Source organism: Streptomyces sp. NPDC034084, from assembly GCF_055575535.1.
In genome coordinates this window covers 592,587-613,010 of the sequence record NZ_JBVISK010000005.1, presented here as the reverse complement: position 1 = coordinate 613,010, position 20,424 = coordinate 592,587, and the positions used below count along the sequence as shown (strand labels likewise).

Genomic DNA, 20,424 nt, shown 5'->3' with positions numbered 1-20,424 from the left:
TCGTCCACCCTCCCGAACGCTTGTGTGACGACCCTAACCCCCGCCACCGACAATCCCCGAGACCCGCCACAATGCGGCAACACGCCCTTCACACACCCCCGGCGCCCAGGGGACAGAATGGGGAACCATGATCCGGTTCGAGCACGTGACCAAGCGGTACGACGACGGCACCACGGCCGTCGACGACCTCTCCTTCGAGGTCGCCGAGGGCGAACTCGTCACCCTGGTCGGCCCGTCCGGCTGCGGCAAGACGACCACGATGATGATGGTGAACCGGCTCGTCGAGCCGACCTCGGGCCGCGTCCTCGTCGACGGGCAGGACATCGCCGGCGTCGACCCGGTCGCCCTGCGCCGCAAGATCGGATACGTCATCCAGCAGGTCGGGCTCTTCCCCCACCGCACGGTCCTCGACAACACCGCCACCGTCCCGGCCCTCCTCGGCTGGAAGAAGGCCGCCGCACGCGCGCGTGCCGCCGAACTCCTCGACCTCGTCGGCCTCGACCCGGCCGTGTACGGCCCCCGCTACCCCGCCCAGCTCTCCGGCGGCCAGCGCCAGCGCGTCGGCGTCGCCCGCGCCCTCGCCGCCGACCCGCCCGTCCTCCTCATGGACGAGCCGTTCGGCGCCGTCGACCCGGTCGTCCGCGAGCGACTCCAGAACGAGTTCCTCGCGCTCCAGGCCACCGTCCGCAAGACGGTCCTCCTCGTCACCCACGACATCGAGGAGGCCGTCCGCATGGGCGACCGCATGGCCGTCTACGGGCAGGGCCGCATCGAACAGTTCGACCCGCCCGCCACCGTCCTCGGCTCCCCCGCCACCCCGTACGTCGCGGACTTCGTCGGCAGCGACCGCGGCCTCAAGCGGCTCGCGGTCACCCCCGTCACCGCGGCCGACCTCGACCTCTGGAAGGGAAGCCGCGAAGGGTACGTCGGAGGCCCCGACGAACACGAGGACGGCACCCGTGTACCCCTCGGGACCTCCCTCAAGGACGCCCTCGCCGTACTCCTCCAGCACGACACCGGCCGCCTCACCGTCACCGGCGACGACGGCCGGCCGCTCGGCGTCCTCACTCCGGCAGGCGTCCACCGCGCCCTCCGCCGGGCCACCGCCGAGTGACCGTCAGGAGCCCCTGACAGCTCGGCCTCCGCAGCGACCGTCAGCCCGCGCTGAGCTTCCCGGCCATCCAGACCAGCCCCGGCGGGATCTCCCGGTTCCACGTGTTGAAGTTGTGGCCGCCGCTCTCCAGCACGATCGACGAGACCTCCGCCGGGCTCTTCACCTTCCGGATGAACTCCCGCGTCCCCTTCAAGTTGCCCTCCCCCCGCTTCGACGAGGTCACCAGGAACGACGAGTTCCCCTGCTGCCCGTGGTCCAGGCTCCACAGCAGGTCACCCCGCTTGCGCAGCCCGTCGTCCCCGTGGAAGAGGTCCCCGGTCGTGACGTCCTCCGCCGCCCGGTAGTACGCGGAGAAACCCGCCCCCGCCGCGAACCGGTCCGGGTGGTGGAGGGCGATCTTCAGCGCGCAGTACCCACCCGTCGAGTTCCCCATGAACCCCCAGTTCCGCGGCTTCGTCCCCACCCGGTACGTCCCCGAGACCGCCTTCGGCAGGTCCTCCGCGAAGAAGGTCTCCGTCTGCGGGCCCCCCGGGATGTCCACGCACTCGGTGTCCCGCGGCGGCGCCACCGTCGGACGCAGCATCACCAGGACCATCGGCTGCATCCGCCCCTCCTTCGCCTGGAGGTACGCGGTCTTCGGATACCTGAGCCCCTTGATCAGGTTCTCCGCCGTCCCCGGATATCCCGTGAGCACGACCGCCGCCGGGAACGTCCGCTTCGCGTACCGCGCCTGGAAGTACTCCGGCGGCAGGTACACATAGGCCGGCGAGACGATCCCCGACCGCTCGCCCGCCACCACGACCTTCTGCAGCTGCCCCGCGACCGACGGACGGCCGCCGCCCGGCACGTCGAGCCCCTGCTTCCCCACCACCCGCACGTCCTTCGACCCGGACGCGTGGTCGACGACCACCCCCATGTCCTGCTCCTGCCCGAACAGGTCGGCCCACGAGCCGTAGAAGAGGAACGACCGGTTCGCCGCCAGACCCACCGCCGCGAACAGCGCCACCTGGGTCACGAGCAGCAGCCCCACCCGCCCCACGACCGCCCGCCAACCGCGCCGCGCGAGCCTCGGCCACAGCCAGACGGTGGCCAGGAACAGCGCCACGGCCAGCGCCACGGCGGACACGAGGACTTTGTCGCTGGTGAGACCCATGAGACGACCGAGCCTTCTTTCCGAGATTTTCCTGTGAACGGATGAACCCGACCCCGCGCGCCGCCGTCATAGAAGGCGCACCAGCCGGAACGGCCCGCCGAACGCGCCGCAGGGCCCGACCGGAGTCAAAGACCCTGCGCAGGACAACGAGAAGTACGGGAAGCCATGTCTGTCACGGTAGATGGGGACAAATCGGGATTGGTTCCGCTTCGGGTGCGGCGGATTCTCCGCGGCCCCCGCCCGGAGAAGGTCCCCTCCCTCGTCGGCACGGCCTGCACCCTCATCGGCCTCATCGACATCGCCGCCGGGGTCTTCCCCCGCTTCCGCACCAGCCGCATGCACGCCGTGGCCGAAGTCCTCCCCGGCACCCTCGGCCCCCTCTCCGCCGCCCTCTCCCTGAGCGCCGGCGTCCTCCTCCTGCTGCTCGCCCACGGCCTCAAGCGGCACAAGCGCCGCGCCTGGCGCGCCGCCGTCGTCCTGCTCCCCCTCGGCGCCGCCGCCCAGTTCGTCTGGCGCCACTCCGTCCTGGGCGCCCTCCTCTCCCTCGTACTCCTCACCCTCCTGGTACGCCACCGGAGTGAGTTCGCGGCCCTCCCCGACCCCCGCAGCCGCTGGCGCGCCCTCGCCAACTTCGTCGTCATGGGCGCCGGATCCATCGCCCTCGGCCTCGTCATCGTCAGCGCCCACCCCCGCCGGGTCGTCGGCAGCCCCAGCCTCGCCGACCGCCTCGAACACGTCCTCTACGGACTCTTCGGCATCGAAGGCCCCGTCGCCTACACCAACGGCGTCGACTGGACCGTCGGCTACTCCCTCGGCGCCCTCGGCATGCTCACCGCCCTCACCACCATCTACCTGGCCTTCCGCCCCGAGCACCCCGCCGCCCGCCTCACCGACGACGACGAGACCCGACTGCGCGCCCTCCTCGACCAGCACGGCGGCCGCGACTCCCTCGGCCACTTCGCCCTCCGCCGCGACAAGGGCGTCGTCTTCTCCCCCAGCGGCAAGGCCGCCGTCTGCTACCGCGTCGTCTCCGGCGTCATGCTCGCCAGCGGCGACCCCATCGGCGACGTCGAGGCCTGGCCCGGCGCCATCGAACGCTTCATGGACGAGGCCAAGGCCCACTCCTGGACCCCCGCCGTCATGGGCTGCTCCGAGACCGGCGGCCAGGTCTGGACCCGCGAAACCGGCCTCGACGCCCTCGAACTCGGCGACGAGGCGGTGGTCGACGTCGCGGATTTCTCCCTGTCCGGCCGGGCCATGCGCAACGTCCGCCAGATGGTCAAGCGCATCGAACGCGGCGGCTACACCACCCAGGTCCGCCGCGTCCGTGACCTCGACGACGACGAACTCGAACGCGTCCGCCGCGCCGCCGCCGACTGGCGCGGCACCGACACCGAACGCGGCTTCTCCATGGCCCTCGGCCGCATCGGCGCCCCCGGCGACGGCGACGCCGTCATAGCGACCGCCCACAAGACCGACGACACCTCGCCCTACGGCGACCTCAAGGCGATCATCCACTTCGTGCCCTGGGGCCCGGACGGCATGTCCCTCGAACTCATGCGCCGCGACCGCTCCGCCGACCCCGGCATGAACGAGCTCCTCATCGTCGCCGCCCTCCAGGCCTCCCCCGGCCTCGGCATCGCGCGCGTCTCCCTCAACTTCGCCATGTTCCGCGCCGCCCTCGCCCGCGGCGAGAAGATCGGCGCCGGCCCCGTCCTGCGCCTCTGGCGCGGCCTCCTCGTCTTCCTCTCCCGCTGGTTCCAGATCGAGTCGCTCTACAAGTTCAACGCCAAGTTCCGGCCACGCTGGGAACCCCGCTTCGTCGTCTACCGCAAGAGCCGCGACCTCCCCCGCATCGGCTTCGCCGCCATGCAGGCCGAAGGCTTCGTGAACCTCTCGCTGCCGCGTCCCTTCACCCGCAGCCGCCCCACCCCCGCCCGCCGCCCCTGCGCCCACATCGCCCCCGCCCAGACGGCCGACCGCGGGGTCCACGCGGCCTGATATCACCCCCGGGCCCTACGCTGGACACATGAGTACGACGATCGACCGGGGTACGGCCCGGGGCCTGCCGGAGTGGGACCGCTGCGCGGTCATGGGCGTGGTCAACGTGACCCCCGACTCCTTCTCCGACGGCGGCCGCTGGTTCGACACCACGGCCGCCGTCAAACACGGCCTCCACCTGGTCTCCGAGGGCGCCGACCTCGTCGACGTCGGCGGCGAGTCCACCCGCCCCGGCGCCACCCGCGTCGACGAGGAGGAAGAACTCCGCCGCGTCGTCCCCGTCGTCCGCGGCCTCGCCGCCGAAGGCGTCACCGTCTCCGTCGACACCATGCGCGCCACCGTCGCCGCCCGCGCCGTCGACGCCGGCGCCGCCCTCGTCAACGACGTCAGCGGCGGCCTCGCCGACCCCGCCATGGTCCCCACCGTCGCCGCCGCCGAGGTCCCCTTCGTCGTCATGCACTGGCGCGGCTTCAGCGCCGACATGAACCGCCTCGCCGTGTACGACGACGTCGTCGCCGAAGTCGTCACCGAACTCCGCACCCGCGTGGAGGCCGTCGTCGACGGCGGCATCGACCCCGAGCGGATCGTCATCGACCCCGGCCTCGGCTTCGCCAAGCTCGCCCCCCACGACCTGGCCCTCGTCGCCCACCTCCCCGAGCTCCACGCCCTCGGCCGCCCCCTCCTCGTCGCCGCCTCCCGCAAGCGGTTCCTCGGCCACGTCCTCACCCGAGAGGGCGCCGCCCCACCCCCCGCCCGCGAGCGCGACGCCGCCACCGCCGCCGTCTCCGCCCTCGCCGCCCACGCGGGCGCGTGGGCCGTCCGCGTCCACGAGGTACGGGCCACCGCCGACGCCGTACGCGTCGCCAGAGCCGTCGAGGGAGCCGCGTGAGCCGCACGGACCGCGCCACCGACGAGGCAGCCGTCGAAGCCGCCAACACCGCCTTCTACGAGGCCATGGAGACCGGCGACTTCGAGAGCCTCTCCGCCCTCTGGCTCGACGACGGGGCCACCCCCATCACCTGCGTCCACCCCGGCTGGCCCGTCCTCACCGGCCGCGGCGAGGTGCTCCGCTCGTACGCCCTGATCATGGCGAACACCGAGTACATCCAGTTCTTCCTCACCGACCTGCGGATCTCCCTGGCCGGCGACACCGCCCTCGTGACCTGCACCGAGAACATCCTCAGCGGCGGACCCGCCGAGGACGGCGCCGAGCTCGGCCCCCTCGTCGGCCAGCTCGTCGTCGCCACCAACGTGTTCCGCCGCACACCCGGAGGCTGGCGGATCTGGTCCCACCACGCCTCCCCCGTCCTGGGCGAGACCGAGGAACCGGACGCCCCGGAGGACGGCCCGGACACCGCGGAACCCTCCGCCTGACCCGCCCCCGGCCCCCCACGGGCAAGCGCTGTCGGTCCCCGCAGGTAGATTCGATGTGGACACCCGGCCGTCCGCACCCGGCTGCGTGGCCACCCGAACTACGACAGCAGGAGTGATTCGCGTGGATCGTGTCGCGCTGCGCGGCCTCAAGGCCCGAGGCCACCACGGCGTCTTCCCCAAGGAGCGCGAGGAGGGCCAGACCTTCATCGTGGACCTGGTCCTCGGCCTGGACACCCGCCCGGCGGCCGCCGAGGACGACCTCACGAAGACCGTGCACTACGGGATCGTCGCCGAAGAGGTCGTCGACGTCGTCCAGGGCGAGCCCGTCGACCTCATCGAGACACTCGCCGAGCGCATCGCCCAGCAGTGCCTCAGCCACGCCGGGGTACAAGAGGTGGAGGTCGTCGTCCACAAGCCGGACGCGCCCATCACCGTGCCTTTCGACGACGTGACCATCACGATCACCCGGAGCCGACGATGAAGCCGACCCAGAGCGACCCCACCGTCCAGCCCGTACCGGCCTCCGTCGTCGCGACCGTCGACGCCGCCGACACGACCCTCTCCAACCCCCGCTGGGCCGTCCTCGCCCTCGGCGCCAACCTCGGCAACCGCCTGGAGACCCTCCAGGGAGCCGTCGACGCCCTCGGCGACACCCCCGGCCTCCGGGTCAAGGCCGTCTCCCCCGTCTACGAGACGGCCCCCTGGGGCGTCGACCCGGACAGCCAGCCCTCCTACCTCAACGCCGTCGCCCTCGTGAAGACGACGCTGCCGCCCTCCTCCCTCCTGGAGCGGGCCCACGCCGTCGAGGAGGCCTTCCACCGCGTCCGCGAGGAGCGCTGGGGCGCCCGCACCCTCGACGTCGACATCGTCGCGTACGCGGACGTGGTCTCCGAGGACCCCGTCCTCACCCTCCCGCACCCCCGCGCCCACCAGCGCGCCTTCGTCCTCGCCCCCTGGCACGACGTGGACCCCGAGGCCCAGCTCCCCGGCCACGGCGCGGTGGACGCCCTCCTGGCCGGCCTCGGCCACGAAGGCGTCACTCCCCGTGCCGACCTGGAACTCCGTCTGCCCGAGTAGTCGTTACGCTCGTGGCAGACCGCCCGTGACGACCACATGAAGGACACCCGGTGAAACAACTGCGGCTCAAGGTACTCACCGGACTGTTCCTGGTCGCCGGCATCCTCTCCTGGGGCGCCGCCCGGCTCTGGGACTCGGTCGGCACCCTCCCCAGCGTGCCGATCGCCGCGCCGATCGTCCTCGCGGTGATCGCCGTCGTCCTCACCGCGACCGCCCTCTCGATCCGCTCCCGCCTCAAGGCCCAGCGCGAGCGCCGCCCCGGCGCGAAGGGCGTCGAACCCCTGATGGCGGCCCGCGCGGTGGTCTTCGGCCAGGCGAGCGCCCTGGTCACCGCCCTCGTCGCCGGCATGTACGGCGGTACGGGCGTCTTCCTCCTCGGCTCCCTCGACGTCCCGGCCCGCCGCGACCAGGCCCTCTACGCGGCCCTCTCGGTCGCGGCGGGCATCGCCGTCATCGCCGCCGCCCTCTTCCTGGAGCGCGTCTGCAAGCTCCCGGAGGACGACGACGAAGGCCCGGGCAAAGCCCGGGCCTGAGGTACCGCTCCGTCGTGGGGCTCAGCGCGCCATGATGAGGCTCATCGCCTCGGCGCGGGTCGCGGGGTCGCGCAGCTGACCACGGACGGCCGAGGTGATGGTCTTCGCGCCGGGCTTGCGGATGCCCCGCATCGACATGCACATGTGCTCGCACTCGAAGACCACGATGACGCCGCGCGGCTCGAGTATCTCCATCAGAGAGTCGGCCACCTGAGTGGTGAGCCGCTCCTGCACCTGGGGGCGGCGGGCGTAGACGTCCACCAGCCGGGCCAGCTTCGACAGCCCGGTGATCTTGCCCGAGGTGGACGGGATGTACCCGACGTGGGCGACCCCGCGGAACGGGACGAGATGGTGCTCACATGTCGAGTACACCTCAATATCCTTGACCAGGACCATCTCGTCGTGGCCCAGGTCGAAGGTGGTCGTCAGCACGCCCTCGGGCCGCTGCCACAGGCCCGCGAATATCTCCTTGTACGCCCGCGCCACCCGCGCCGGCGTCTCGCGCAGACCCTCGCGGTCCGGGTCCTCGCCGACCGCGATGAGGAGCTCTCGTACGGCGTTCTCGGCGCGCTTCTCGTCGAACTCGCCGATCGTGCCCTCGCCGTCCAGCGTCACCGGGTCGGTCATCCTGTGCCTCGTTCCGTCTGACTGTGTGCGCGCGAAAGAGCCGCGCCCCCACAGGCTAGAACCTGTGGGGGCGCGGCTTCCATTCCGGGGGGCCGGGGCCGTCAGTCCTCCGGGGTGTCCACCGGGGCGATGTCGATGCCCTTGGTGGTGTCCACGGCCGGGGTCGCCGTGCCGTTCGCGCTGTTCGTCAGGGCGAGCTCCTTGGGGGAGAGCACCGGCGGACGCGTGGACGGGGTGCGGCGGCTGGAGCCGGTCCAGGCCGGGCGGGCCGGGCGCTTGACGATGGGGGCGAAGATCTCGGCGATCTCCTCCTTGCCCAGCGTCTCCTTCTCCAGGAGCTGGAGGACCAGGTTGTCGAGGACGTCGCGGTTCTCGACGAGGATCTCCCAGGCCTCGTTGTGCGCGGTCTCGATGAGCTTCTTGACCTCTTCGTCGACCAGCGCCGCGACCTCTTCCGAGTAGTCGCGCTGGTGCGCCATCTCACGGCCGAGGAAGGGCTCGGTGTTGTCGCCGCCGAACTTGATGGCGCCGAGCCGCTCCGTCATGCCGTACTGCGTGACCATCGCGCGGGCCGTGGCGGTGGCCTTCTCGATGTCGTTCGCCGCGCCCGTGGTGGGGTCGTGGAAGACGAGCTCCTCGGCCGCGCGTCCGCCCAGCATGTAGGCCAGCTGGTCGAGCATCTCGTTGCGCGTGGTCGAGTACTTGTCCTCTTCCGGCAGGACCATCGTGTAGCCCAGGGCGCGGCCGCGGGACAGGATGGTGATCTTGTGGACCGGGTCGGAGTTCGGCAAGGCCGCCGCGACCAGGGCGTGGCCGCCCTCGTGGTACGCGGTGATCTTCTTCTCCTTGTCCGACATGATCCGGGTCCGCTTCTGCGGGCCCGCGACCACACGGTCGATCGCCTCGTCCAGAGCCTTGTTGTCGATCAGCTTCTGGTCGCCGCGAGCGGTGAGGAGCGCCGCCTCGTTGAGGACGTTGGCCAGGTCCGCGCCGGTGAAGCCGGGCGTGCGGCGGGAGACGGCGCTGAGGTCGACGTCCGGGGCGACCGGCTTGCCCTTCTGGTGGACCTTGAGGATCTCCAGCCGGCCCTGCATGTCCGGGCGGTCGACGGCGATCTGCCGGTCGAAGCGTCCGGGGCGGAGCAGGGCGGGGTCGAGGATGTCGGGGCGGTTCGTCGCCGCGATCAGGATGACGCCGCCCTTGACGTCGAAGCCGTCCATCTCGACGAGGAGCTGGTTGAGCGTCTGCTCGCGCTCGTCGTGGCCGCCGCCGAGGCCGGCGCCGCGGTGGCGTCCGACGGCGTCGATCTCGTCGACGAAGACGATCGCGGGAGCGTTGGCCTTGGCCTGCTCGAAGAGGTCGCGGACCCGGGAGGCGCCGACGCCGACGAACATCTCGACGAAGTCGGAGCCGGAGATCGAGTAGAAGGGCACCCCGGCCTCGCCGGCGACGGCGCGCGCGAGGAGCGTCTTGCCGGTTCCGGGGGGGCCGTAGAGCAGGACGCCCTTGGGGATCTTGGCGCCGACGGCCTGGAACTTCGCGGGCTCCTGGAGGAACTCCTTGATCTCGTGGAGTTCCTCGACGGCCTCGTCCGAGCCGGCGACGTCGGCGAACGTGGTCTTCGGCGTGTCCTTGGTGATGAGCTTCGCCTTGGACTTGCCGAACTGCATGACGCGGGAGCCGCCGCCCTGCATCTGGTTCATCAGGAAGAGGAAGACGACCACGATGAGGACGAAGGGGAGGAGCGAGAGCAGGATCGAGACGAAGGGCGACTGCTTCGTCGGGGAGACGGTGTAGCCCTTCTCGATCTGCCCGGCCTCGAACTTCTCCTGGAGCTTGTCCGCGAGGTCCGCGCCCTGTGTGCCGATGTAGCTGGCCTGGAGCTTGTCGGACTTGTTGATCTTCTGACCGTCGATGAGGTCGATCTTGATGAGCTGCTCATCACCGGTGGTGAGCTTTGCCTGCTTGACCTGGTTCTTGTCGATCGCCTGGACGACCTGGCCGGTGTCCACCGTCTTGTAGCCCTCGGACGAGCCGACGACCTGCATCAGCACGACCACGGCGAGGACGGCCAGCACGATCCACATGACCGGCCCACGGAAGTATCGCTTCACGTCCATCCATACGGAGCGAGAACGCTCCGTCCCTCCTGCCCGTAGGAAAATGCTGCTGTGAGAGCTGCTGTGTGAAAAAGCTGTTCTTCGGACGGTACCTCAGCATCGTCGCCCGCGACCGCCTTCCCATGGTTCAACGGAGGGAAGGCGGTGCGGGTTCCCCGTACGACGGGTTTGTCAGCCGCCGTAGACGTGCGGGGCGAGCGTGCCGACGAACGGAAGGTTCCGGTACTTCTCGGCGTAGTCGAGGCCGTAGCCGACGACGAACTCGTTGGGGATGTCGAAGCCGATCCACTTGACGTCGATGGCGACCTTGGCGGCCTCCGGCTTGCGCAGGAGGGTGCAGACCTCGAGGGAGGCGGGCTCGCGGGAGCCGAGGTTCGACAGCAGCCAGGACAGGGTCAGGCCGGAGTCGATGATGTCCTCGACGATCAGGACGTGCTTGCCCTTGATGTCGGTGTCGAGGTCCTTGAGGATGCGGACGACGCCCGAGGACTGGGTGCCGGCGCCGTAGGAGGAGACGGCCATCCAGTCCATGGTGACGGGGGTGGAAAGGGCGCGAGCCAGATCCGCCATCACCATCACCGCGCCCTTGAGGACGCCGACGAGGAGCAGGTCCTTGCCCGCGTATTCCGCGTCGATCTTCGCGGCCAGCTCTGCCAGCTTGGCGTCGATCTCTTCCTTGGTGATGAGCACCGACTGGAGGTCGGTGCCCATGTCCTTCTCGTTCACCCGGGTCACTTTCGTTGCAGCGTGCGTCAGCCTTGCCGGATGACCAGTCTGCCACCCTGGCGGCGGGCTTCGACGCGGCCGGGCAGGTTGATGGCTCCCTGACCGCGCCAGCCGGTGATGAGTCGGTCGAGTTCTTCGATGTGGCGGGCGAAGAGGGAGCCGGCGGGGGCGCCTTCGGCGATGACGGCGCGGCGCAGGACGCGGCGGCGTACGGCGGGGGGCAGTCCGTGGAGCTTGGCGCATTCGAGGGCGCCCGCCTCGTCGCGTACGGCGGTCTCGGCGTCGGCGGCCCAGGTGTCGAGGGCGTCTGCGTCGTCTCGGGAGAGCTGGGCCGTTCGGGCGAGGGCTTCGACGACGCCCTTGCCGAGGGCCTTCTCGAGGGCGGGGAGGCCCTCGTGGCGGAGGCGGGAGCGGGTGTAGGCGGGGTCGCGGTTGTGCGGGTCGTCCCAGACGGCGAGTTCCTGTGCGATGCAGGCCTTGCGGACGGTCTGGCGGTCGAGCTGCAGGAAGGGGCGCCGGTAGCGGCGGGAGGTGCCGGAGACGGCGGCCATGCCGGAGAGGGAGCGGATGCCGGAGCCGCGGGCGAGGCCGAGGAGGACGGTCTCGGCCTGGTCGTCGCGGGTGTGGCCGAGGAGGATCGCGGTGGCGCCGTGGCGCTCGGCGGCGGCGTCCAGGGCGGCGTACCGCGCGTCGCGGGCGGCGGCCTCGGGGCCTCCTTCGCGGCCGACGGTGACCGTGACGGACTCGACGGGGGTGAGGCCGAGGGCGGTCATGCGTCCGGCGACCTCGGTGGCGCGGGTGTCGGAGCCGTCCTGGAGGCCGTGGTCGACGGTGATGCCGCCGGCGCGTACGGGGAGTTTGCGGGCCTCGAAGGCGAGGGCGGAGGCGAGTGCCATGGAGTCGGCGCCTCCGGAGCAGGCGACGAGCACGAGGGGGGTGTGCTCGGCGTCCGGGGTGGTGGCGTGTTCGGTGAGGACGTCGTGGAGTACGCGGCGGACCGCCAGGCGTATCGCCGCGACCGCAGGATGGGGACCCATGTCCGGTGCCCTTCGTGATGGGGTGGGGTGCCTCGGTCGGAGTCTTAACGGTCGGAAAGGGGGTTTCGGTCACTCAGAGTGCGTCGATGGTGACAGAAACCCGGCCGTTACCCGAGCATTGCACGCCTCACCCCATGGTCAGGGTCCCTCGGATGGGTGATTGGTGGGGTGTTCCGACGTGTTCCCGTGCCGTGTGCCGCACCCGTCTCAGGAGTCTGCCTTACGGTGCACCCTCGCGATCCAGTCGGCGGGTGCCGCGATCTCGCTCTTGGTGGGGAGCGTGTTGGGCGAGGTCCACACGCGGTTGAAGCCGTCCATGCCGACCTGGTCGACGACGGCGCGGACGAAGCGTTCGCCGTCGCGGTACTGGCGGAGCTTGGCGTCGAGGCCGAGGAGCTTGCGCAGGGCGAGGTCGAGGCGGGAGGCGCCGCGGGCGCGGCGGGCCTGGAACTTCTCGCGGATCTCGGCGACGGACGGGACGATCTCGGGTCCGACGCCGTCCATGACGTAGTCGGCGTGGCCTTCGAGGAGCGACATGACGGCAGTGAGGCGGCCGAGGATCTCGCGCTGTTCGGGGCTCTGGACGAGTTCGACGAGGGAGGGGGCGGGTTCGCCCTCCTCGCCTTCGGGGCGGCCGCCGACGAGGGTCTGGACGGCTTCGCGCAGGCGCTCGACGACGGTGCCGGGGTCGACGTCGGTGGCGGCGAGAAACGACTGGATCTCGCCCTGGAGGTGGTCACGGAGCCAGGGGACGGCGGTGAACTGGGTGCGGTGGGTCTCCTCGTGGAGGCAGACCCAGAGGCGGAAGTCGTGCGGGGAGACGTCGAGCTCGCGTTCGACGTGGACGATGTTGGGGGCGACGAGGAGGAGGCGTCCGCCGCCGTTCGTCCCGGCGGGGAGTTCGCGGGTGGCCGGGGCGAAGGTCTCGTACTGGCCGAGGATGCGGGAGGCGAGGAAGGACAGCAGCATCCCGAGTTCGACGCCGGTGACCTTGCCGCCGACGGCGCCGAGGACGGCGCTGCCGGGGGTGGCCGCGCGGCGTTCCCGCATCTTGCCGAGGAGCGGGGTGAGGAGTTCGCGGAAGCCGGCGACGTTGGCCCTGATCCAGCCGGCCCGGTCGACGACGAGGACGGGGGTGTCGGCGATGGTCAGGGGGTCGGTGCCGTCGGGGAACATCCGGGTGTAGGCGCGGACGTGTTCCTCCGAGGCTTTGGCGTGCCTGCGGAGTTCGGCGACGACCTCGCGGGCCTCGTCGCGGCTGACTTCGGGTCCGGGCCGCACGAGGCGGGTCGCGGTCGCGACCGCGAGATTCCAGTCGACCATCCCGGATGTGCCTGCGCCACCGATGCTCGTCATGCGTCAACCGTACGGGCTCGGCGCCGGTTCGGTCAGGCTTCGGGGCGGGTCAGCCGGTTCCGGCCAGTGCGGCGGAGAGCCGGTCGAGGGCGGGTTGTGCCTCGTACGGCGAGGAGGTGCGGCCGGCGAGGAACGCGAAGGCGAGGAGGCGTCCGTCGGGGGCGACGACGGTTCCTGCGAGCGTGTTGACGCCTGTGAGGGTGCCGGTCTTGGCGCGGACGAGTCCGGCGCCGGCGGTGGCGGGGGCGGTGTCGTAGCGGTCGGTGAGGGTGCCGGTGAAGCCGCTGACGGGCAGTCCGGTGAGGAGGGGGCGCAGGGCGGGGCGTGCGGGGTCGGCCGCCCGGGTGAGGAGCCCGGTGAGGAGGGAGGCGGAGACGCGGTCGCGGCGGTCGAGTCCGCTGCCGTCGGCGAAGCGGGCGCCGGCGAGGGGGAGGGCGAGCCGGGCGAGTTCGTCACGTACGGCCCGCTCGGCGCCCTGGAAGCTGGCGGGGAGCTTGCGGGCGAGGGCGGTCTGCCGGGCGAGGGCTTCGGCGAGGTCGTTGTCGCTGTGGGTGAGGGTGTGCTCGACGAGGTCGGCGAGGGGGGCGGAGTAGGTGCGGGCGAGGGGGGCGGCCTTGGGGGTGGGGCCGGGGGCGGGGTCGGCGGTGACCGTGACGCCGGCCCGGGTGAGGAGATCCGCGAAGGCGCGGGCGGTGTCGCCGGCGGGGTCGGCGCTGCGGGGGGCCGGTCCGCTGCGGCTGTCGTCGAGGCGTGCCTCGCGGGTCATGAGGGCGACGACGGGGGCGAGGTTCTCGTTGGGGCCGATGGGGTGGACGGCGGGGCCCCGGTAGAGGCCGGTGTCGTAGGCGAGGCGTACGGAGGTGTGGCCGCCGGCCTTGAGGGCGCGGGCGGTGTCGGCGGCGAGGGTCTTCAGGCGGGCGGGGTCGAGCGTGGGGTCGCCGCCGCCGGTGAGGGTGACGCTCGTGCCGTCGGGGGCGGCGGTGACGGTGGTGGGGATGCGGTGCTCGGGGCCGAGGGCGGAGAGCGCGGCCGCGGTGGTGGCGATCTTGACGGTGGAGGCGGGCGTCATGGGGGTGCCTGCGCCTTCGCCGTAGAGCTGCTTGCCGGTGGCGGTGTCGACGACGGCGGCGGTACGGAGCGGGCCGAGGCCGGGGTCGGCGAGGAGCGGGACGAGGACGGCGGCGAGGTCGGCGGGTCGTGCGGCGGGGGCGGGGGCGTGCAGGGCGGTGAGGACGCCGGGGGCGCTGGGGGCGGGGGCGGGGTGGCGGGGCGCGGCGGGCGCCGGGGGCGGGGCGTGACGTGTGCCACCCGACGCGGGGGCGGCGGCGCGGGCCCGCTCGGCCGTACGCTGGCCCCCGTCCCATGGTCCGGCCGCGGTCACCGCCGCGGCCGCCAGGACGAGACCGAGGGCGGCGGAGCCCGCCGTGAGCTGCCACGTCCTCGGCTCCGGCATTGCTGACCAGCCCCTTTCGCGATCACACACGTGCGTGAGGGACACTTAATCACCGCGCGTCGTCGCGAGCATTCACTTGTGTTGATTCAGGAGGAGCCACCCGTGGAGTTCGACGTTCTCATCGAGATCCCTAAGGGATCGCGGAACAAGTACGAGGTCGACCACGAGACCGGTCGCATCCGCCTGGACCGTCGCCTCTTCACCTCGACGGCCTACCCGACCGACTACGGCTACGTCGAGAACACCCTCGGCGAGGACGGTGACCCGCTGGACGCGCTCGTGATTCTCGACGAGCCGACGTTCCCGGGCTGCCTGATCAAGTGCCGCGCCATCGGCATGTTCCGGATGACGGACGAGGCCGGCGGCGACGACAAGCTGCTGTGCGTCCCGGCGACGGACCCGCGCATGGAGCACCTGCGGGACATCCACCACGTGTCGGAGTTCGACCGTCTGGAGATCCAGCACTTCTTCGAGGTCTACAAGGACCTGGAGCCGGGCAAGTCGGTCGAGGGCGCCGACTGGGTCGGCCGCGCCGAGGCCGAGGCCGAGATCGAGAAGTCGTACGCGCGCGCCAAGGAGCAGGGCGGCCACTGAGCCGTCCCCGGCCCCTCTGATCGTGCGTGCGGGCGTGATGCGCGTGAAGACGTGATGCGCGGGAACGCGTGATCATGCGAGGGCGTGATCGTGTGAAGGCGGTGCACCTGTCGGGTGCACCGCCTTTCGCGTATCCGCCGCACCTTCATACTGGAATCCAGGATTCCCCGGGGATGAGGCGGAGAGCGTGGTGGCGGAGCCGGAGGACGGTGCTCCTGAGGACCGGAAGCCGCAGTCGGACGAGGCGCGGAGCGCGTTCGTGCCGCCGGCCGGGGTGGAGCAGCCGGCGCCGCCGGAGGAGGAGCACCCGACCTCCGAGTTCGCCCTTCCGCCCGGTCTGACGCCGGAGCCGCCGCCGGAGCCGGAGGGTTCGGCGTTCGCCCCGCCGGCCACGTACTCGGCGAAGGACTCGCCGGCCGCGTTCACCCCGGCGTACGGGGTGCCGCTGGTGCGGCTCTCGAAGGACGCGCCGTGGCAGGACCGGATGCGGACGATGCTGCGGCTGCCGGTGGGTGAGCGGCCGGTGCCCGAGGCGGTCCGCAAGGAGGACGAGTCCGGTCCCTCGGTGCCGCGTGTGCTGGACCTGACCCTGCGTATCGGCGAGCTGCTGCTCGCGGGTGGGGAGGGCGCGGAGGACGTCGAGGCGGCGATGTTCGCGATCTGCCGCTCGTACGGTCTGGACCGGGTGGAGCCGACGGTGACGTTCACGCTGTTGGCCGTCACCTACCAGCCTTCGCTGGTGGACGACCCGATCACGGCGAACCGGACGGTACGCCGCCGGGGCACCGACTACACGCGGCTGGCGGCCGTGTACCAGCTGCTCGCGGACATCAACGCGCAGGCGCACGAGGTGACGCCCGAGGAGGCGTACCGGCGGCTCGCGGAGATACGGCGGAACCGGCACCCGTACCCGGGCTGGGTCCTGACGGCGGCGGCGGGCGTCCTGGCCGGTGCGGCCTCGGTGCTGCTCGGCGGCGGTCCGACGGTCTTCTTCGTGGCGGCGCTCGGCGCGGTCCTCGGTGACCGGCTGGCGTGGCTGTTCGCGGGCCGCGGGATGCCGGAGTTCTACCAGTTCCTGGTGGCGGCGATGCCGCCGGCGGCGATGGGCGTGCTCCTGACCGTGCTGCACGCGGACCTGCGTCCTTCGGCGGTGATCACCGGTGGGCTGTTCGCGCTGATCCCGGGGCGGGCGCTCGTCGCGGCCGTGCAGGACGGTCTGACCGGTTTCTACATCACGGCCTCGGCCCGGCTCCTGGAGGTCGCGTACTTCTTCGTCGCGATCGTGGTGGGTGTGCTGTCGGTGCTGTACATCGCCGTGCAGTTCGACGCCGAGCTGAATCCCGAGGGGGTGCTGCGGGCGGTGGAGCGGCCGGTGACGCAGATCCTGGCGTCGATGGTGCTGTGCGCGACCTTCGCGGTCCTGTTGCAGCAGTCGCGGGCGACCGTGCTGTTCGCGACGCTGAACGGCGGGGTGGCGTGGGTGGTCTACGCCTCGATCGCGGTGACCGCCGAGGGTTCGGCGGTGATGGCGACGGCGGTGGCGGCCGGCCTGGTCGGACTCTTCGGGCAGCTGATCGCCCGCTACGAGCACACCTCGTCGCTGCCGTACGTGACGGCGGCGATCGGGCCGCTGCTGCCCGGTTCGGCCACGTACTTCGGGGTGCTCGCGATCGCCCAGAACAACCTGGACCAGGGCTTCGCGTCGCTCGCGAAGGCGTCGGCGCTGGCTCTGGCGATCGCGATCGGGGTGAACCTGGGGGGCGAGCTGGCCCGGCTCTTCATGCAGGCCCCGGGCGCGGCGGCGGCGCGGCGCGCGGCGAAGCGCACCCGGGGTTTCTAGCCGGCTCCGCTACCGCTTGGCGTGGCGGCCTCGGGAGGTCCCCGGGTTCGGGGCGCCGGGGGCGTCGTGGTCGTCGGCGGGCGGGTTCTTCTTCGACTGGGAGCGGGCGCGCAGGAGCTCGATCGCGACCGGGACCACGGAGATCAGGACGATTCCGACGAGGATCAGCTCGATGTGCTTGTGGACGAACTCGACCTTGCCGAGGGAGGCGCCGAGCAGGGTCACGCCCGCGCCCCACAGCACGCCGCCGATGACGTTGAACGTGATGAACGAGCGGTAGTTCATCCTGCTGACGCCGGCGATGATCGGCGTGAACGTGCGGACGATGGGGACGAAGCGGGCGAGGATCAGCGACTTCGGGCCGTGCTTCTCGAAGAACTCGTGCGCCTTCTCGACGTTCTCCTGCTTGAAGAGCTTGGAGTCGGGGCGCTTGAAGAGCGCGGGGCCGACCTTGCGGCCGAAGAGGTAGCCCACCTGGTCGCCGATGACGGCGGCGGCCACCACCAGGGCGCAGACCACCCACAGCGGCGTGTCCAGCTTGCCGGTGGTGACCAGCAGGCCGGTGGTGAAGAGCAGCGAGTCGCCGGGCAGGAAGAACCCGATGAGGAGGCCGGACTCGGCGAAGACGATGGCCAGGACACCGATCAGACCAAAGGTTCCGATCAGGTAGTCCGGGTCCAGCCAGCTCGGTCCGAGGGCAAGCGTGTTCACGGGTTCCGGGCTCCTGCGGTCGGTGGGGGCTTGGGGGACGGCTGGCCCCAAGCTATCAACGCGGGCCGCAGGCGCCCGGTTCCACCCGGCTCCCACGGGATGCGGACCCGGCCCCCGGACCCGAAGGTGGGGGGACAGGAGGTGCATGCCGATGGGCATCGAGGAGTACGGAGGCGGCCAGGGGCCGCAGTCCGACGTGCTGGTCGTGACCACGAACGACGTGCCGGGCTTCGAGGTCCGGCAGGTGATCGGTGAGGTCTTCGGGCTCACCGTCCGCTCCCGCCATCTGGGCAGCCAGATCGGTGCGGGGCTGAAGTCGATGATCGGCGGGGAGCTGAAGGGCCTGACGAAGACCCTGGTGGAGACCCGGAACCAGGCGATGGAACGCCTGGTGGAGCAGGCGAAGGCACGCGGCGCGAACGCCGTGCTCATGTTCCGCTTCGACGTGACGGAAGCGGCGGACGTGGGCACGGAGGTGTGCGCGTACGGCACGGCGGTGGTGATCGGGCCGCGCGCCTGAGGGCGGTGACCGGGCCGCGCGCCTGATCCGGGTCAGGCCGCCCGGCGTGCGGCGTTCGCCCGGACGGCCTCCCGCAGGTGCTCCGGGAGGCCCGGGTGGATCGCCTCGTAGAACGCGTGGAAGTTCTCGTCGGTGACGTACATCTCGGCGAGCTCCATGTGGGTCCTCGGGTGGCAGTCGAAGAACCAGGTGGTGAGGTGGCGGCGGTGGGCCTCGGCGAGGTCCATCGCCTCCTCGGACCGCGGTTCCCGGCCCTCGCGCATCAGGGTGGCGTACGCGGCGCCCCAGGCGTCCACCTCGTCCTTCATCCGCTGCCAGTCCTCCTTGCCGTACGCGGCGGCGCGGGCCTGGGCCCGCTCGTGGGAGTCCGTGCCGCCCCAGCGGCGGGCGGTCTCCGCCGCGAACCGCTCGGGGTCCTTGTCCCCGAAGACCTCGAACTTCTCCTCGGGCGTGAGGTTGATGCCCATCTTCTTCGCCTCCATGGCGTGCTCGACGGCCGCCGCCATCCTCTGGAGCTCGCCGATCCGCGCGGTCAGCAGCGCGTGCCGGCGCCGCAGGTGCTCCCGCGGATCGGCGAGCGGGTGGTCGAGGAGGACGGCGACCTCTTCGAGGGGGAAGCCGAGCTCCCGGTAGAACAGGATCTGCTGGAGCCGGTCGAGGTCCGCGTCGTCGTAGCGGCGGTGGCCCGCCGTGCTGCGGCCGCCCGGCGAGAGCAGCCCGATCGCGTCGTAGTGGTGCAGGGTGCGCACCGTGACCCCGGCGAAGCCGGCCACCTGTCCCACGGAGTAGCCCATCGGCCGTCCGCCCTTTCTCAGTCGGTACGCCGTTCAGCCTGGGTCCTGACGCGACGTGAGGTGCAAGTGCCGATCCGGACCTTGTGTTCCCTTTGCGCACTTATGGTGGGGCGGTGGCCACCGATCGAGTCCCCTCTCCCGTGGAGACGCCCGCCCGGATCCTGCTCCCCCAGATCCTGCCCGCCCTCCTCGTCGGGGTGGGGGCGAGCCTGCTGTTCCTCGGGATCAGCGCCCTCGCGGAGGAGTTCCAGCACGTTCTCTGGAACAACCTGCCGGACGCCCTCGGCATCGGGCCCTACTCCTCCCTCTGGATCATCCTCATGCTCACGGCGACGGGCGTCGCCGTGGGCCTCGTCGTGTGGAAGGTGCCCGGACACGCCGGACCCGACCCGGCCTCCGAGGGACTCGGCGGGACACCGCTCGCCCCCGGCGTGGTGCCGGGGCTGCTGCTCGCGAGCACCCTCTCCCTGGCCGGTGGCGTCAGCCTCGGCCCCGAGAACCCGATCATCGCCGCCAACATCGCCCTCGCCTACTGGCTCGGCCGCAAGGCGGCTCCCGCCGTGCCGGGCGCGGCCTGGGTCTCGCTCGCCTCGGCCGCCACCATCGGCGCCCTCTTCGGCACCCCCGTGGCGGCCGCCCTCGTCATCTCCGAGGCCCTGGCCGGCCGGCCGGGCCGCGGCTCCCTGTGGGACCGGCTCTTCGCCCCCCTCCTCGCCGCCGGAGCGGGCGCGATGACCACCCAGCTGCTCGCCGAACCCAGCTTCGACGTGGGGCTCCCACCGCTGACCGACCCCGGCTTCGGCGACCTCCTCGCCGCCCTCCTGATCGCCTCCGCCGCGGCCCTCTTCGGCCTCGCCGCCTGCTCCCTGTTCCCCTACGTCCACGCCGCTTTCCGGCGCCTGCGGCACCCCATGCTGGTGCTGCCCCTCGGCGGTCTCGCCCTCGGTCTCCTGGGCGCCCTCGGCGGACGCCTGACCCTCTTCAAGGGCCTGGAGGAGGTCAAGGAGCTCACCTCCTCGATCGGCGGCTGGTCCTCCGGCGAACTCGCGAAGCTGGCCGTCGTCAAACTCCTCGCCCTCGTCGTCGCCGCCTCCTGCGGCTTCCGGGGCGGCCGGATCTTCCCGGCCGTCTTCATCGGCGCCGCCTTCGGACTGCTGGCCCAGGCCCTCGTGCCCGAGGTCCACCCGGCCGTCGCCGTCTCCTCCGCCGTCCTCGGCGTCCTGCTCGCCACCACCCGGCAGGGCTGGATCAGCCTCTTCACCGGCGCCGTCCTCGCCTCCTCCCCCGCGATGCTCTCCCTCCTCTGCCTGGCCTCGCTCCCCGCCTGGCTGATCGTCACCGGCCGCCCGCAGCTCCAACTCGACCACCAGGGCACGTCCCTGCGCTGACCCCGC

Annotated in this window: 20 protein-coding genes; 11 read left to right on the top strand and 9 right to left on the bottom strand. The window is 71.8% G+C overall.

Annotation, left to right across the window (positions count from 1 at the left end; all coding sequences use genetic code 11):
• Positions 1-127: 127 nt before the first annotated feature.
• Complete coding sequence (locus ACZ51I_RS21375; protein ID WP_468878062.1) at positions 128-1,114, top strand: ABC transporter ATP-binding protein; 987 nt, start codon at positions 128-130, stop codon at positions 1,112-1,114.
• Positions 1,115-1,154: 40 nt separating this feature from the next.
• On the opposite strand, the gene ACZ51I_RS21370 is transcribed toward ACZ51I_RS21375, so the two are convergent.
• Positions 1,155-2,267, bottom strand: coding sequence for an alpha/beta hydrolase (locus ACZ51I_RS21370; protein WP_468878059.1), 1,113 nt, complete (start codon positions 2,265-2,267; stop codon positions 1,155-1,157).
• A 165-nt stretch (positions 2,268-2,432) separates the two neighbouring features.
• On the opposite strand from ACZ51I_RS21370, the gene ACZ51I_RS21365 reads away from it, so the two are divergent.
• The 6 genes from ACZ51I_RS21365 to ACZ51I_RS21340 all read left to right on the top strand — a co-directional run bounded on the left by ACZ51I_RS21365 (position 2,433) and on the right by ACZ51I_RS21340 (position 7,252).
• Positions 2,433-4,268, top strand: a complete 1,836-nt coding sequence (locus ACZ51I_RS21365) for a phosphatidylglycerol lysyltransferase domain-containing protein (RefSeq protein WP_468878056.1) — start codon at positions 2,433-2,435, stop codon at positions 4,266-4,268.
• Positions 4,269-4,296: 28 nt separating this feature from the next.
• Complete coding sequence (gene folP, locus ACZ51I_RS21360) at positions 4,297-5,157, top strand: dihydropteroate synthase (RefSeq protein WP_468878054.1); 861 nt, start codon at positions 4,297-4,299, stop codon at positions 5,155-5,157.
• 65 nt (positions 5,158-5,222) lie between these two features.
• A complete protein-coding gene (locus tag ACZ51I_RS21355) occupies positions 5,223-5,642 on the top strand; it encodes a nuclear transport factor 2 family protein (RefSeq protein WP_468878231.1) in 420 nt (139 codons plus the stop codon).
• A gap of 121 nt (positions 5,643-5,763) precedes the next feature.
• A complete protein-coding gene (gene folB / locus ACZ51I_RS21350; protein WP_116160313.1) occupies positions 5,764-6,123 on the top strand; it encodes a dihydroneopterin aldolase in 360 nt (119 codons plus the stop codon).
• Positions 6,120-6,719 carry a 2-amino-4-hydroxy-6-hydroxymethyldihydropteridine diphosphokinase gene (folK, locus tag ACZ51I_RS21345; protein WP_468878051.1) on the top strand — a complete coding sequence of 200 codons (600 nt, stop codon included), beginning with the start codon at positions 6,120-6,122 and terminating at the stop codon, positions 6,717-6,719. The genes folB and folK overlap by 4 nt, the downstream gene beginning before the upstream one ends.
• Positions 6,720-6,769: 50 nt before the next feature.
• Positions 6,770-7,252, top strand: a complete 483-nt coding sequence (locus tag ACZ51I_RS21340) for a DUF3180 domain-containing protein (RefSeq protein ID WP_468878049.1) — start codon at positions 6,770-6,772, stop codon at positions 7,250-7,252.
• A gap of 21 nt (positions 7,253-7,273) precedes the next feature.
• Here ACZ51I_RS21340 and folE read toward each other — a convergent pair whose 3' ends face one another.
• The 6 genes from folE to dacB form a co-directional block, all read right to left on the bottom strand.
• Positions 7,274-7,879, bottom strand: coding sequence for a GTP cyclohydrolase I FolE (gene folE, locus ACZ51I_RS21335; RefSeq protein ID WP_468878047.1), 606 nt, complete (start codon positions 7,877-7,879; stop codon positions 7,274-7,276).
• A gap of 101 nt (positions 7,880-7,980) precedes the next feature.
• Entirely contained in the window at positions 7,981-9,999 is a 2,019-nt protein-coding gene (gene ftsH, locus ACZ51I_RS21330) for an ATP-dependent zinc metalloprotease FtsH (RefSeq protein ID WP_468878045.1), read from the bottom strand.
• A 171-nt stretch (positions 10,000-10,170) separates the two neighbouring features.
• Positions 10,171-10,710, bottom strand: coding sequence for a hypoxanthine phosphoribosyltransferase (gene hpt, locus ACZ51I_RS21325; protein WP_323448162.1), 540 nt, complete (start codon positions 10,708-10,710; stop codon positions 10,171-10,173).
• 41 nt (positions 10,711-10,751) lie between these two features.
• On the bottom strand, positions 10,752-11,762 hold the full coding sequence (tilS, locus tag ACZ51I_RS21320) for a tRNA lysidine(34) synthetase TilS (RefSeq protein WP_468878042.1): 1,011 nt from the start codon (positions 11,760-11,762) through the stop codon (positions 10,752-10,754).
• Between the two features lie 207 nt (positions 11,763-11,969).
• Positions 11,970-13,118: a zinc-dependent metalloprotease gene (locus tag ACZ51I_RS21315; protein ID WP_468878036.1), complete on the bottom strand. Its 1,149-nt coding sequence runs from the start codon at positions 13,116-13,118 to the stop codon at positions 11,970-11,972.
• A gap of 49 nt (positions 13,119-13,167) precedes the next feature.
• The gene (dacB, locus tag ACZ51I_RS21310; protein WP_468878033.1) at positions 13,168-14,571 is read right to left on the bottom strand and encodes a D-alanyl-D-alanine carboxypeptidase/D-alanyl-D-alanine endopeptidase; all 1,404 of its coding nucleotides are present in this window, start codon (positions 14,569-14,571) and stop codon (positions 13,168-13,170) included.
• Positions 14,572-14,673: 102 nt separating this feature from the next.
• Here dacB and ACZ51I_RS21305 point away from each other — a divergent pair, with 102 nt between their 5' ends.
• Both ACZ51I_RS21305 and ACZ51I_RS21300 read left to right on the top strand, forming a co-directional pair.
• The gene (locus tag ACZ51I_RS21305; protein ID WP_468878030.1) at positions 14,674-15,165 is read left to right on the top strand and encodes an inorganic diphosphatase; all 492 of its coding nucleotides are present in this window, start codon (positions 14,674-14,676) and stop codon (positions 15,163-15,165) included.
• A gap of 187 nt (positions 15,166-15,352) precedes the next feature.
• Positions 15,353-17,005: a threonine/serine exporter family protein gene (locus ACZ51I_RS21300; RefSeq protein ID WP_468878028.1), complete on the top strand. Its 1,653-nt coding sequence runs from the start codon at positions 15,353-15,355 to the stop codon at positions 17,003-17,005.
• A 9-nt stretch (positions 17,006-17,014) separates the two neighbouring features.
• Here ACZ51I_RS21300 and ACZ51I_RS21295 read toward each other — a convergent pair whose 3' ends face one another.
• Complete coding sequence (locus ACZ51I_RS21295; RefSeq protein ID WP_468878026.1) at positions 17,015-17,716, bottom strand: DedA family protein; 702 nt, start codon at positions 17,714-17,716, stop codon at positions 17,015-17,017.
• Positions 17,717-17,867: 151 nt separating this feature from the next.
• On the opposite strand from ACZ51I_RS21295, the gene ACZ51I_RS21290 reads away from it, so the two are divergent.
• Complete coding sequence (locus ACZ51I_RS21290; protein ID WP_468878228.1) at positions 17,868-18,236, top strand: YbjQ family protein; 369 nt, start codon at positions 17,868-17,870, stop codon at positions 18,234-18,236.
• Positions 18,237-18,268: 32 nt separating this feature from the next.
• Here the strand turns inward: ACZ51I_RS21290 and ACZ51I_RS21285 are convergent, their stop codons facing one another.
• Positions 18,269-19,030 carry a MerR family transcriptional regulator gene (locus tag ACZ51I_RS21285; protein ID WP_468878023.1) on the bottom strand — a complete coding sequence of 254 codons (762 nt, stop codon included), beginning with the start codon at positions 19,028-19,030 and terminating at the stop codon, positions 18,269-18,271.
• 113 nt (positions 19,031-19,143) lie between these two features.
• Between ACZ51I_RS21285 and ACZ51I_RS21280 the strand changes: the two genes are divergently transcribed.
• Positions 19,144-20,418: an ion channel protein gene (locus tag ACZ51I_RS21280; RefSeq protein WP_468878021.1), complete on the top strand. Its 1,275-nt coding sequence runs from the start codon at positions 19,144-19,146 to the stop codon at positions 20,416-20,418.
• Positions 20,419-20,424: the final 6 nt, after the last annotated feature.